The organism is Streptomyces sp. NPDC005706 (assembly GCF_040631045.1).
Taxonomy (GTDB): domain Bacteria; phylum Actinomycetota; class Actinomycetes; order Streptomycetales; family Streptomycetaceae; genus Streptomyces.
Genome location: NZ_JBEXYS010000003.1, coordinates 486,409 through 499,560 on the forward strand (window position 1 = coordinate 486,409; position 13,152 = coordinate 499,560).

Genomic DNA, 13,152 nt, shown 5'->3' on the forward strand with positions numbered 1-13,152 from the left:
GACGCCCCGGGGCGTCGCCCCACCCGCGTCCGGCCCCGGGCACCGGTCGCCGGGCGGGGAGTTCCGCTCGGGCCGGGCCGGCGCGGCGCGTGGTGCCGTCCCCGGCGGACCTGAGACCGTACCGCTTCCAGCAAGCGCTTCCCACTCCTTTGCGCGGATGCGTGCGCGCGGTGCGCCCGGGGCGCTTGGACTAGCGTCGAGACATGACCAGCAGCGCGTCCGGCCGCACGCACCCCGGCCTCGCCGAAGCCCTCGCCGCCGGAACGGTCGTGCTCGACGGCGGGATGTCCAACCAGCTCGAGGCGGCCGGGTTCGACCTGGGCGACGAGCTGTGGTCGGCGCGGCTGCTCGCCGAGCGGCCCGAGGCGATCACCGAGGCGCACCTCGCCTACTTCGGCGCCGGTGCGAGCGTGGCGATCACCGCCAGCTACCAGGCCAGCTTCGAGGGTTTCGGCAGGCGCGGGATCGGCCGGGCGAGGGCGGCGCGGCTGCTGGTGCTCAGCGTGGAACTGGCCCGGGAGGCGGCCCGGCGGGCGCGGGCGGGCGGGACCGATCGCCCGTTGTGGGTGGCGGCCTCGGCCGGTCCGTACGGGGCGATGCTCGCGGACGGCTCCGAGTACCGGGGACGTTACGGACTGAGCGCCGGGGAGCTGGAACGCTTCCACCGGCCGCGGCTGGAGATCCTGGCCGCGGCCGAGCCGGACGCGCTGGCACTGGAGACGGTCCCGGACGCGGAGGAGGGGGCGGCGCTGGTGCGGGCGGTGCGGGGGCTGGGGGTGCCCGCCTGGCTCTCGTACACCGTAGAGGGCCGGCGTACGCGCGCCGGGCAGCCGCTGGAGGAGGCGTTCGCGCCCGCCGCCGACGCCGACGAGATCATCGCGGTCGGTGTGAACTGCTGCGCGCCGGAGGAGGTGACGTACGCGGCCGGGGTCGCGGCCCGGGTCACCGGGAAGCCGGTCGTCGTCTACCCCAACAGCGGGGAGGCCTGGGACCCGCGGGCACGCGCCTGGACCGGCCGGTCCCGGTTCGGCGCCGGGCACGCCGAGGAGTGGCGGGACGCGGGGGCACGGCTGATCGGCGGCTGCTGCCGGGTGGGACCGGCGGAGATCGCCGCGATCACGCGAGCGGTGTGAGCGGGGCGGGGTGGGCGTGTCACGCGGCTGTGCCGGGGCCAGTGCCCGCGCCGCGCTTCAGCGGCTGCCGGCTCCGCCGCCGTCACCGGCGGCCGTCCGTGTGACCGGCATCAGCATCGCCGGCCGTCCCGCCGTCACCGGACCCGGCACCGGCACCGGCACCGGGCGCGGTGTCACCGGCGCCGGACGGCGACCGAGCGGCGCAGGCGGCGGACCGCGGAGGCCCGGGCGGCTCCCGGCGCCCTGACGCCGGAGGCGGACGCCGGCTCCGGGACGGTGTTGTCCGCGGTCGGCCACAGACCGAGTTCGGCGTCGCGCGGCCCGTACGCGACGTACGGCTCACCGCCGTCGAAGACCCGCACCGGATGCGAGGCGTCCCAGGCCTGCCAGCCGGGGTCCCCGGTCGCGGCGAACCGCACCCAGGCCGGGTGCATCGCGTCGCACAGCTCCTGCGGCGCGCCCGCCCCGGCCAGCTTGACCGACTCCGGCACCTCGCCGGTGTCGAAGACGAACCCGAGTTCGAGCGCATGGCAGGCGCCGAGTCCGGGGACCAGGGACGGCCAGGCGAACTCGTACAGGTAGGAGCTGCCCGGGCGGGCGTCGGCGAGCCGGTGCAGCGGCAGCCGGAGCAGGTGGTCGGTGACCATCTGGCCGACGATCTCGGCGGTGCCGGCGCCGGGGCGCGCGGCACGGTAGCCGCGGGGCACGTCGTGCCCGGCGTGGCAGCGGGCCATGGCCCCGGCCAGGGCGACCGTGCCGAGCCGGTCGACACGCTCGACCAGCCCGCCGGGCACCAGCCACAGCCGGTACTCGTCCCGGGTCCAGCCCATCAGCAGTTCGGCGCCCCGGGCCGCCTCGCCGTCGATCAGGGCCTTGAGCGGGTCGCGGGGTACGAGGTCACCGTCCACGACGATGCCGAAGGCGGGGCCGCCCAGGACAGGGCTGCTCAGCCGCCCGGCCTCGGCCTGGGCGCGCAGCAGCAGTGCGCGGTCGACGGCGGCGAAGGCCTCGGCGGTGGCCGGGATCCTCAGCCGGCCGGCCATGCGGCGCACCATGCGCCGCACCCGGTCCCGCTCCGCGACCTCCGGTGCGCCGCTCTGCAGCACCGCCCGCCGGAACAGGCCCTGGGCCTGTGGCGCGGCGATCAGGGCGCCGACGCTGATCGCGCCGGCCGACTGCCCGCACAGGGTGACGTTGTCCGGGTCGCCACCGAAGGCGGCGACGCCGTCGCGCACCCAGCGCAGCGCGGCCAGCTGGTCGCGCAGGCCGGGGTTGGGCGGCGCGTCCGGGAACAGCCCGTAGCCCTCGACCCCGAGCCGGTAGTTGACCGAGACGAGCACGACCCCGTCCCGTGCGAACGCGTGTCCGCCGTAGACAGGCACGGCGGAGGATCCCCTGGTCAGGGCACCGCCGTGCAGCCACACCAGTACCGGCAGGCGGGCACCGGGGCCCGGCTCGGGGGTCCACACGTTGAGGTTGAGGCAGTCGTCACCGGCGACGACGGGGTCGGACAGATACCGGGCGAAGGCCTCGGAGTACGGCGGTTTCGGCGCCGTCGGCCCGAAGGCGCCGGCGTCCCGCACCCCGTCCCACGGCGCGGGCGGCTCGGGCGGCCGGAACCGCCGGGGCCCTGTGGGCGCGGCCGCGTACGGAATCCCCCGGAACACCGCGACACCGCGCTCGTACCGGCCGCGTACGGCCCCGTGGGGTGTCACGACCACGGGGCCGGTCGACTGCTCTGCCGTCATCGCCCACCAGCCCTTCACCACGCCCGGCCCCGCCGCACGGCCACCCGGGCACAGATCAAGCACCGCTCACTTCAGAGCACCACACCGCGCGGATGTATTCCGGCGCACGGAGTTCTGGTTGGGCCGTACGGGGGACGTGGGGCGGGTCCGGGCGGGATGCGGCCCGCGCGGGGAGTCAGGCCGCCCAGACTCCCGAGTTCGCCGCCGTCGAACCGAAGTCGAAGTAGAAGTGCGTGCCCGCCAGGACGTCCGTCGCGACGACGGTCCACCGGCCCGCCGGAGCACTCTTGAACGTGCTCTGGCAGTACGAACCACCGGAGCTGGGCAGCCAGCACACCGCGACGCTGGTGGAGGTGTTGGGTTTGATGTTGATGTCGGAGCAGTTGGTGGTGGCTGTCAGGTACGGGCCACCCTGTGGGTACCAGCGGTTCCCGGCGGGCTTGGAGTACGACTTCGCACTGCCGTAGCAGGAGAGCGCCCCCGTCCCACCGTCGGTCTGGGCCTGGGCGGCGGGCGCGGCGGCGAGGGCGCCGCCGAGCAGTACCGCCGAGAACAAGGACGCGGTGACGGTCTTTCCGATGCTCATGTTTCCCCCTCCGTGATGTGCCGGGTTCCCCCATCGGGCCCCCTGGCGGCCGCGGTCCGGCGACCCCCACGGACTGGTGTCGCCCGCACTGTCACCACTGGATGCTGCTGGACGCCCGGTGTGATGAACAGGGTCAAAATCGGTCATGTCCTTGTCATATGGCACCGCCCGACCGCACGCCCCCCCCCCGGCCGGACAGCCCGCCTCGCGCATCGCGCGGTCAGCGCGCACTTATCGCGGAAAGCGCTTTCTATCGACCGATGGCGAAGGGCCGCGGGCTCGGCCCGGTCGAGGTCCGATGGTCCGGGGCGGACCGGAGAGGTGGGTTCCAATGGTCCGGGCGGGGAGTGCGGGTTCGGTGGGCGCGCCGACGCTGGCGGTGGTGGCCCGGGAGGCCGGGGTGTCGGTGCCGACCGCCTCGAAGGTGGTCAACGGGCGGGAGGACGTGGCGCCCGAGACCAGACGCCGGGTCACCGAGGCACTGGACCGGCTCGGGTATGTGCGCAGGCCCCGCTTCGACGGGGCGAGGGCGCCGGGGCTGGTGGACCTGGTGGTGCACTCGCTCGACGGCTCCGGCGCGGGCGCGGTGCTGCGCGGGGTGGAGGAGGCGGCGTACGAGGCGGCGTACGAGGCGGGGCTCGAGGTGGTGGTCTCGGCGGCGGTGCAGCGCGGCCGGGACGCCGCCGGCCGGAGCGCGGCCGGCTGGAGAGGCTGACGGCGCGCGGCTCCTCGGGGGCGCTGTTCGATCTGGCGGAGCTGTCGCCGGCCCAGTACGCCTGGCTCGATTACCGCCGCATCCCGTACGTGCTGATCGACCCGGCGCACGAGCCGCCGGCCGGAGTGGTGTCGGTGGGGGCCGCCAACTGGCAGGGCGGGGTGAGCGCGACCGAGCATCTGCTGGGTCTGGGGCACCGGCGCATCGCTGTGATCGCGGGGAACCGGCACCCGATGCGCGGCGACGCGAGAGTCGCGGGCTACCGCTCGCTGGGGTGCGCCACCACGCGGAGTACGTGCGGCACGCGGGGTCCGACGAGACCACCGCCCGCCTCCGCACGCACGAGCTGCTGGATCTGCCGGTGCCGCCGACGGCGGTGTTCGCGTGCTCGGACCGGATGGCGCACGGGGTCTGCACGGCGCTGGCGGAGCGGGAGTTGAGGGTGCCGGACGACATCAGTGTGGTCGGTTTCGGCGATCTGCCCGAGGCCCGCTGGGTCAGCCCGGCGCTGACCACCGTCCGTCCGCCGCTCGCGGAGATGGCGGCGACGGCGCTGCGACTGCTGGTGCGGATGATGGGTGGCGAACGGCCGGAGGGGACGCGCACGGAGCTGTCGACCCGGTTGGTGCGGCGAGCCAGTTGCGCTGCCCCGCCCACCCGTTGACGCCGCCTCCCGGGCCGCCTTCCCGAGACTGACCAAGGACGTCCGACGGGTCCGGGCGCTGTCCGTTTTCTTCAAGACCGGACGGCGGGCCCCTGCCTACCGTGGGTCCATGACTCCACGATTCGCCGTGATCGGCGTGGTCGCCTCCGATCCGGCCGCCTCGCTCGCCTTCTACCGTCGCCTCGGGCTGGTCTTCCCGGAGGGGGCCGAGACACAGCCGCATGTCGAGGCCGAACTGCCCGGCGGGCTGGTGCTCGCCCTGGACACCGAGGAGACCGTGCGGTCCTTCCACCCGGCGTGGCGGCCGCCGGCCGCCGGCGGCCGGGTCGCGCTCGCCTTCCACTGCGGCTCGCCGGCCGGGGTCGACGCCGTGTACGACGATCTCGTGGGCGCCGGGTACCACGGCGAGCTGAAGCCGTGGGACGCGTTCTGGGGCCAGCGGTACGCCACCGTGCACGACCCGGACGGCAACGGCGTCGACCTGTTCGCCCCGCTAGCCGCCGAGTAGCTCGCCCAGCGTCCGGCCCGCCAGCTGCCGTACGTCGCGGGCGAGGTGCGGCTGGTCCGCGTAGCCGGTGCGCGCCGCCGTCTCGGCGTACGGGACCCCGGAGCGGGCCAGGGCCAGGGCGCGCTGGAGGCGCAGGATGCGGGCCAGGGTCTTGGGGCCGTAGCCGAACGCGGTCAGGCAGCGGCGGTGCAGCGCGCGTTCGCCGATGCCGAGTTCCGCGGCCGTGGCCGCCACCGGGCGGCCCGCGTCCAGGCACTCCACCAGCCGGCGCAGCAGCGGGTCGGGGCCCTCGGACCCGGCGGCCCAGCGCAGGGCGATGTCCTCCAGGGCCGTCGCCGCATCCGGTGCCGCCGCGACGCGGTCGCGCAGCCGCCGGGCCCGGACGGCGGGCCACAGGTCGGTCAGTTCGACCCGGGTGTCGCGCAGTTCCCGGGCCGGTACGCCGAGCAGGGCGGGCGCGGTGCCGGGGAAGAAGCGCAGGCCCGCCCAGGCGCGGGGCGGGCCCTCGGGGACGTGGGCCCGGGTGTCGGGACCGGCGACCAGCAGCCTGCCCTCGCTGAACAGCAGGTCCATGCAGCCGTCGGGCAGTACCGGCCGGGCGGCGGGGTCCTCGGGGGTGCGGCGCCACACCACGGCGCCGGTGAGCCGGGACGGCCGTTCCTCGTACACGAGCGCCAGGCTACGCCGCCGGGCGCGTCCCGGGCGCCGGAACGGTCACCGGGCCGGGCGCCCGCGGCGGCGGTCAGATCCCGTGCGGAGGCGTGTCGCCGTGCCTGCCGTGCTTCCCGTCGACGCCGTTCACGCCGTTGGATCCGGTCGCGCCGTTCGGGCCGGCCGCTCCGGTCCCGCCGGCCGCGCCGTCCCCCTTGTGCGTGTGGTGGTGCGGGTTCCTGGCGTGAGTGCGCAGGCGGGCCGTCACGTCCTCCGGGGGGAGGAAGCGGGACCAGCGCTCGGGGAACTCGGAGGGCATGTCGGGGTCGTCCGGGTCGCTCTCGCGGGCCGTGGCGGCCCAGGCGACGTACTCGGCGACCTGTGCCTCGCGCACCCGCTCGTTCGCCTCGCGGGCGGCGGCCGTGGCCGCGGCGGGCCAGACCCGGTCGATGGCGGCGTTCACCGCGGCGCCGACGAGCACGGCGAAGGCGGACACGCCGATCCACAGCAGCACGGCGACGGAGGCGGCCAGGGAGCCGTAGATCGTGGCGCCCTCGATGGTGTGGGTGAGGTAGATCCGCAGCAGCAGGCTGCCCAGGACCCACATGGCGAGGGCGACCAGGGCGCCGGGCACGTCCTCGATCCACGGGGAGCGCACGGGTACGGAGACGTGGTAGAGCGTCGTCAGGAAGACGACCGACAGGACGAGGACGACCGGCCAGTACAGGACCTGCACGAGCGTCTCCGACCAGGGCACGATCCGCACCACCGCGTCCGGTCCGGCCACCATCAGCGGCAGCGCGACCGAGCCGATCAGCAGGGCCACGATGAACAGCAGGAACGCCATGAGCCGGGTCTTGACGATGCCGCGCACGCCGTCGAGGCCGTACATCACGGTGATGGTGTCGATGAAGACGTTCACCGCGCGGGAGCCCGACCACAGGGCGAAGAGGAAGCCGATGGAGATGACGTCGGGCCGGCCGCCGGCCATCACGTCGTGCAGGATCGGCTCGGCGATCTCCTTGACGCCCTTGTCGGACAGGACGGTGCGGGAGGCCTCGAGGAGGTTGTTCTCCAGGCTCTGGATGGAGTCGGCGCCGGTCCAGGCGTCGACGTAGCCGAGGAGGCCGATGAGGCTCAGCAGCAGCGGCGGCACCGACAGCAGCGTGAAGAACGCCGCCTCGGCCGCCAGGCCCAGGATGCGGTACTCCATGCACGAGTTGACGGTGTCCTTGAGAAGCAGCCAGGCCGTCCTGCGCTTGGATACGTTCCGGTAGAGGGCTCTGGCCCGGTGGAGACGGCCGGCGGGCCGCTCGGGGGTTTCACTTCCTGGCTGCACGACCTAACGGTATCCGCCGTACCGGACCGCCCTCACCTTCCGGGGGTGGACGACCGGCCCCGGCGCGCTCCGCGACGGTGCGGCGGCACTCCGGGGGCAGCATCGGCGCGATCGCGGGTAGGTTCGCAGTCATGGCAGGCAACTCGACGCACACCGTGACGAACCAGCCGCCCGCGCTGGTGGGCTACGACGTCTTCGGCGCCGACCGGGCCCTCGTGGAGGCCGTCGAGCGGCACACCGCCGCCGAGGTGCTGGACGAGGTCCGCGCGGAACTGTCCGCGCTGGGCCGGGCCGCCGGGTCCGAGCAGGTGCAGGAGTGGGGTGCGCAGGCGAACGAGTTCCCGCCGCGGCTGCGCACCCACGACCGCTACGGCCACCGGATCGACGAGGTCGACTTCCACCCGTCCTGGCACCGCGTCCTCGGCAAGGGCGTCTCGGCGGGGCTCACCGGCGCCTGGATCCGGCCGGCGGGGCATGTGCGCCGGGCGGCCGGGTTCCTGGTGTGGACCCAGGTGGAGGCGGGCAACTGCTGCCCGCTGTCGATGACCCACGCGGCCGTGCCCGCGCTGCGGACCGATCCGGCGCTGGCCGCCGAGTGGGAGCCGCGCCTGACCTCCACCGTCTACGACCGCGGACTCCGGCCCGCCGCGGAGAAGGCCGGCGCCCTCTTCGGCATGGGCATGACCGAGAAGCAGGGCGGCAGCGACGTACGGGCCAACACCACGCGGGCCCGGCCGCTCGCCGAGGCCGGGACGTACGAGCTGACCGGGCACAAGTGGTTCTGCTCGGCACCCATGTCGGACGGCTTCCTGGTGCTCGCGCAGGCACCCGGCGGCCTCACCTGCTTCCTCGTGCCGCGCGTCCTCGCCGACGGCAGCCGCAACGTGTTCCTGATCCAGCGGCTGAAGGACAAGCTCGGCAACCGGTCCAACGCCTCCGCCGAGGTCGAGTTCGACGGCACCTGGGCGCGCGTGGTCGGCGAGGAGGGGCGCGGGGTCCGTACGATCATCGACATGGTCGCCGCGACCCGGCTGGACTGCGCGCTCGGCTCGGCCGGGCTGATGCGGCAGGCGGTGGCGCGGGCGGTGCACCACTGCGAGCACCGGGAGGCCTTCGGCGGCCGGCTGACCGACAAGCCGCTGATGCGCAATGTGCTGGCCGACCTCGCGCTGGAGTCCGAGGCCGCGACCACGCTGGCACTCCGGCTCGCCGCCGCGCATGACGACGGGAGCGAGCAGGAGCGCGCCTTCCTGCGGCTCGCGGTCCCGGCCGCCAAGTACTGGATCACCAAGCGCTGCGCCCCGCTGGCGGTGGAGGCCGCCGAGTGCCTGGGCGGCAACGGGTACGTCGAGGAGTCGGGTCTGCCCCGGCTGGTGCGGGAGTCGCCGCTGAACTCCGTCTGGGAGGGCGCGGGGAACGTACAGGCGCTGGACGTGCTGCGGGCGCTGCGACGCGAGCCGGGCGCGCTGGACGCCTGCCTCACCGAGATCGGCCGGGCGCACGGCGCCGACCACCGGCTGGACCGGGCGGTGAAGGACCTGTTCACCGAGCTGGCCGACCTCGACGGGATCGAGGGCCGGGCCCGGCGGCTGGTGGAGCGGCTCGCGCTGGTGCTCCAGGGATCCCTGCTGGTGCGGTTCGCGCCGCCGGAGGTCGCCGACGCGTTCTGCGCCTCCCGGCTCGGCGGCGACCGGGGCGGCTCGTTCGGCACGCTGCCCGCGGGCCTGGACCTGGCCTCGGTGGTGGAGCGGGCACGGCCGGTGTCCTGAACCGGACGACCCCGCCCCGTCACGGGCGCACGTCGCGGGGGTGGTGCTGCGCCGACACGGCACCACCCCCGCTGAATGGGCCCGTTGAAAGGCCAGAACGCCGCCCGTGGGCGGCGCCGTGGACAAGTCTCGGGTGTCCTCGTGCGGTTCACCAGGGTTGCAGGGGGTTGCAACTTATTGATGACTGTGCGCGGAGTCTGTGCCTCCGGCATGCGCCCGGCGGCAGTATGTGCACCGAAGCCGACCGGAAACCGCCGCCCGGTACGGCTTGACAAGTGTGTTCGAGGCCCTTCCGGGAGGATCACCCGTGGTGAACCCGCCGATGAACCTGGCGCGTCTGGCCGCCGTGGACGCGGCGCAGGCGGCGCGGGTGCTGAGCGAGGTGCGTGAGGCGACACTCGCGGGGCGGCGTGCGCGGATCGCGCCCCGCCCGGTGATCGAGCAGTCCTGGGGACGGATGCTGCGCAGCGGCGTCGACCCCGACCACGACTTCAGATCCGGTCTGCTGTCCGCCGACGAAGTGCGGCGCAGACGCGAGGAGTCACCGCTGCGGCAGGTGCTGCCGGTGCTGCGCGAGGGACTGCTTTCGGTCGCGGACGTCGCCCAGCACATCATGGTCGTCGCCGACGCTGAGGGACGCGTGCTGTGGCGGGAGGGGTCGCCGCAGGTGCTGCGCAAGGCCGACGGCCTCGGCTTCGAACTCGGCGCGGACTGGCGGGAGGACGTCGTCGGCACCAACGGCGTGGGCACCCCCGCGGTGGTACGGCGGCCGGTGCAGGTGTTCGCGGCCGAGCACTTCGTCCGCTCGCACGCCTCCTGGACCTGCACGGGCGCCCCGATCACCGACCCGAGGGACGGCCGGCTCATCGGAGTGGTGGACATCAGCGGCCCGCTGCGCACCATGCATCCGGCGACCCTCTCCTGGGTGGACTCCGTGGCGAAACTCGCCGAGGCCCGGCTGCGGGAGCTGCACCTGGACTCGCTGGAGCGGCTGCGCACGGTGGCCGCCCCGGTGCTGGCCCGGCTGGACGGCCGGGCGCTGGTGGTGGACCGGGACGGCTGGGCAGCGGCGGTGACCGGGATGCCGTACGTGCGGCGGCTCGGCCTGCCCAAGTCGCTTTCCCCGGGGCACCGGTGGCTGCCGCCGCTGGGCCACTGCTCGGTCGAGCCGCTGGCCGGCGGCTGGCTGCTGCGGGTGGCGGACGAAACGCCGCCGGGCGCCGCGAGCCGGGTCCGGCTGGATCTGCGCCGGGCGGGCTGTGCCTCGGTGACCGTGTGCGGTGCGGCCGGCTCCTGGACCCGGGAACTCAGTCCGCGGCACGCCGAGTTGCTGTACCTGCTCGCCGAACACCGGGGCGGCCGGGGGGCGGCGGCCCTGGCGGAGGACCTGTTCGGCGATCCGTCCAGAACGGTGACCGTACGGGCAGAGATGTCCAGGATCAGACGGTACTTGGGGGATCTGCTGCAGCATCGGCCGTACCGTTTCCGCGAGGACGCGGAGGTCGAGGTGCTGTCCCCCGGCAACCCCCGTGACCTGCTGCCCCGGTCGGTGGCCCCGGCGGTGGCCGCACGGCGGCGGGCGGCGGCGGGCGCGGACTGACGGCGAACCGGACGGCGGCGTCCGGGAACCCGGCGGCGCGGGCGGACCACCCGGTCCGGGTGGGTGTCTTTCGCGTATTTGGGGGTCTTGGCCCTGCACCGCCCCTTACTGCCGTAGCATCCCTGTGGGCCTCCCCACCCGCTCCTCGGTCAACGTACGGACCACCAGGAGCAGTTGGCCCGTCGGGAGGAATGATGAAGCATCGCGGCAGACACCGCCGGCGCAGACGGGGCACAGCCCTGCGCGCGGTCCTCACCGGGACCGCGCTGGCGCTCACCGCGGCCGCCACGCTGATCAGCACCTCGCAGGCCGAGGTCGCCGAGAGCCCCGGCGCGCTCCAGCCGTTGACCTCCGCCTCGGACACCGCCCGGCTCAGGGTCCAGGAGCACCTGGTGCCCGCCCGCGACCTGAACAGGCTCGCCGCGTCCATGGGCCGCCCGGTCGGTGTGAGCGCCGTCCTGGGGAGCGCCGACCGCACGCTGCGCGAGGCCGCCGACTGCGCCCCGGACGACCGGGCGACCCTGCCCGTCGCCCCGTCCGCCGGCCGCGCCTACTGCTGGGACCGGGCCGACACCGCCGACACCGCCTGGCGGCCGCACTCCGTCACCACCTCCGGGGACGCCGACGACGACGGCGTCTGGGGCACCCACCGGGTGATCCTCACCGGCTGGACCCGCACCACCGCCGGCGGGCCCGCGGCCGGCCGGGGGCTGGCCCGGGTCGCCTTCGTCGACGCCGACGACCCCGCACGGCCCGTCTACCGCTGGGTACTGCTGGTGGTGCCCGTCGACGGCGGCCGGGACTACCGCGGCCTGTCCTCCACCCTGTCCGGCATGGTCTGGTACCAGGACAAACTGCTGGTCACCACCCGGTCCGGCAGCTCCGACGCGCTCTACGTCTACGACCTCGACCGCATCCAGCGCACCACGGCGGACACGCCCGTGATCGGCCGGGTGCCCGGCGGCTGGTCCGCCGAGGGCTACCGGTACGTGATGCCCGCCGTCGGCTCCTACCGCTTCACCGCCGGCCGCTGCACCGCCTCCGGGCCGCCCTGTCCGGCCACCCTCTCCCTGGACCGCGGCACCGCGCCCGACAGCCTCGTAGCCGCCGAACGGACCGCGCCCGGCGGCGACCGTCGCACCCGGCTGTGGCGGTACGCGTTCGACAGCTCCCTCGCGCGCAGCGGACTGCTCGCCACCGACGCCGCCGGACGGGCGGACGCGATCGAGGCCTACCGGACCCGGGTGACCGGCATCAACGGAGCCCTGTCCCACCGACAGGCCGGCGCGGGCTCCCCGTCCTGGTACGTGGGACGCGCGTCCGGCACGGGAGACGGACACGGCGGCCTGTGGCGCCAGGACAGCACGGACGCCAAGGCGGCACGCTGCGGCTTCGACGCCTCCCACCACTGCTGGGCCGAGTCGGCCGGCTCCCTGTCGTACTGGGAGGAGACGGGCGAGGTGTGGTCCCTCTCCGACCGCATGCTGTTCGCGGTGCCCCTGACTGCGCTCGACCGCTCGCTGAGGTGACGGCCGGCGGGCCCCCACCGGGCCGCTCATCGGGCCGGGGCCGGCCGGAGTGACCTGGCCGATCGACAGCCGGGCCGGTGGGATGGTTCCCTGGCCCGCATGAGCAGCGTCACCGTCACCACCTGGTCCCTGGAACAGAACTCGCAGGCCGACCTCCTGCCGGCCGCCGCCCCCGAGGGCGACGTCCGGATCGTCCGCGCCGAGGTTCCCTCCCCCGAGTTCAGCCGCTTCCTGTACGCCTCCGTGGGCGGCGACATCCGCTGGACGGACCGGCTCGGGTGGACCTACGCGCGGTGGCAGGAGTACCTCGGCCGTCCGGGCGTCGAGACCTGGGTGGCCTACGACCGCGGCACCCCCGCCGGATACGTCGAGCTGGAGGCGCACGACGAGGGCGTGGTCGAGATCGCCTACTTCGGGCTGATCCCCGCCTTCCGCGGCCGCCGCATCGGCGGCCACCTGCTCTCGTACGGCACGGCCCGCGCCTGGGACCTGGCCGAGCGGTGGCCCGGGCGGGCGCCGACGAAGCGGGTGTGGGTGCACACGTGCAGCAAGGACGGCGAGTTCGCCATGGACAACTACCAGCGGCGCGGGTTCCGGCTGTTCGACACGAAGGTGGAACTGGAGCCGGAGGCCGCGACGCCCGGCCCGTGGCCCGGCGCCTGACCCCGAACCCGTCAACCCCCCGGCCCGGAGCGTGACCCACAACACCCTGTCTCGCCATTCAGAATAGTTCCGTCCATATTACGGACGAAGGTGGACTGGCCAGAGATCCGCGTGACACGCTTCCGTCATGCCTGGAACTGGAATTGCCTTGGTGAGTCGGCGGCACGTCGACCTCGGCCGCATGTCCAGCGCCATCTGTCCGGCGAGCTGACAACTCCAGCACCGCCGATCTCCCCGCACTTCTCTC

11 protein-coding genes and 1 pseudogene are annotated in these 13,152 nt (G+C 74.7%); 8 read left to right on the top strand and 4 right to left on the bottom strand.

All coding sequences use genetic code 11. The features are described 5' to 3' along the window. Nucleotides 1-203 precede the first annotated feature (203 nt). On the top strand, nucleotides 204-1,133 hold the full coding sequence (gene mmuM, locus ABZ478_RS08650; RefSeq protein WP_359546584.1) for a homocysteine S-methyltransferase: 930 nt from the start codon (nucleotides 204-206) through the stop codon (nucleotides 1,131-1,133). 173 nt (nucleotides 1,134-1,306) lie between these two features. Here the strand turns inward: mmuM and ABZ478_RS08655 are convergent, their stop codons facing one another. Together ABZ478_RS08655 and ABZ478_RS08660 are read right to left on the bottom strand one after the other, a co-directional pair. Next, nucleotides 1,307-2,881, bottom strand: a complete 1,575-nt coding sequence (locus tag ABZ478_RS08655; RefSeq protein ID WP_359546586.1) for a carboxylesterase family protein — start codon at nucleotides 2,879-2,881, stop codon at nucleotides 1,307-1,309. A 175-nt stretch (nucleotides 2,882-3,056) separates the two neighbouring features. Then, nucleotides 3,057-3,467, bottom strand: a complete 411-nt coding sequence (locus ABZ478_RS08660; protein ID WP_359546588.1) for a hypothetical protein — start codon at nucleotides 3,465-3,467, stop codon at nucleotides 3,057-3,059. 331 nt (nucleotides 3,468-3,798) lie between these two features. Here ABZ478_RS08660 and ABZ478_RS08665 point away from each other — a divergent pair. Both ABZ478_RS08665 and ABZ478_RS08670 read left to right on the top strand, forming a co-directional pair. After that, a pseudogene (locus ABZ478_RS08665) lies at nucleotides 3,799-4,846 on the top strand (LacI family DNA-binding transcriptional regulator). Nucleotides 4,847-4,955: 109 nt separating this feature from the next. Continuing rightward, on the top strand, nucleotides 4,956-5,354 hold the full coding sequence (locus ABZ478_RS08670) for a VOC family protein (protein WP_359546589.1): 399 nt from the start codon (nucleotides 4,956-4,958) through the stop codon (nucleotides 5,352-5,354). Here ABZ478_RS08670 and ABZ478_RS08675 read toward each other — a convergent pair. Next, a complete protein-coding gene (locus tag ABZ478_RS08675) occupies nucleotides 5,340-6,023 on the bottom strand; it encodes a helix-turn-helix domain-containing protein (protein ID WP_359546591.1) in 684 nt (227 codons plus the stop codon). The two genes, ABZ478_RS08670 and ABZ478_RS08675, sit on opposite strands and share 15 nt — an antisense overlap. A 73-nt stretch (nucleotides 6,024-6,096) precedes the next feature. Beyond that, nucleotides 6,097-7,344: a YihY/virulence factor BrkB family protein gene (locus tag ABZ478_RS08680; protein ID WP_359546592.1), complete on the bottom strand. Its 1,248-nt coding sequence runs from the start codon at nucleotides 7,342-7,344 to the stop codon at nucleotides 6,097-6,099. A 131-nt stretch (nucleotides 7,345-7,475) separates the two neighbouring features. On the opposite strand from ABZ478_RS08680, the gene ABZ478_RS08685 reads away from it, so the two are divergent. The 5 genes from ABZ478_RS08685 to ABZ478_RS08705 all read left to right on the top strand — a co-directional run bounded on the left by ABZ478_RS08685 (nucleotide 7,476) and on the right by ABZ478_RS08705 (nucleotide 13,116). Next, nucleotides 7,476-9,113 (top strand): acyl-CoA dehydrogenase family protein, encoded by a 1,638-nt coding sequence (locus ABZ478_RS08685; RefSeq protein WP_359546594.1) that lies wholly within the window; start codon nucleotides 7,476-7,478, stop codon nucleotides 9,111-9,113. A 322-nt stretch (nucleotides 9,114-9,435) separates the two neighbouring features. Next, complete coding sequence (locus tag ABZ478_RS08690; RefSeq protein ID WP_359546751.1) at nucleotides 9,436-10,713, top strand: GAF domain-containing protein; 1,278 nt, start codon at nucleotides 9,436-9,438, stop codon at nucleotides 10,711-10,713. A 194-nt stretch (nucleotides 10,714-10,907) separates the two neighbouring features. After that, the gene (locus tag ABZ478_RS08695) at nucleotides 10,908-12,242 is read left to right on the top strand and encodes a hypothetical protein (RefSeq protein WP_359546753.1); all 1,335 of its coding nucleotides are present in this window, start codon (nucleotides 10,908-10,910) and stop codon (nucleotides 12,240-12,242) included. A 99-nt stretch (nucleotides 12,243-12,341) separates the two neighbouring features. Next, a complete protein-coding gene (locus ABZ478_RS08700) occupies nucleotides 12,342-12,905 on the top strand; it encodes a GNAT family N-acetyltransferase (protein WP_359546596.1) in 564 nt (187 codons plus the stop codon). 127 nt (nucleotides 12,906-13,032) lie between these two features. Beyond that, nucleotides 13,033-13,116 carry a putative leader peptide gene (locus ABZ478_RS08705; protein ID WP_310739661.1) on the top strand — a complete coding sequence of 28 codons (84 nt, stop codon included), beginning with the start codon at nucleotides 13,033-13,035 and terminating at the stop codon, nucleotides 13,114-13,116. The last annotated feature ends 36 nt before the right edge of the window (nucleotides 13,117-13,152 follow it).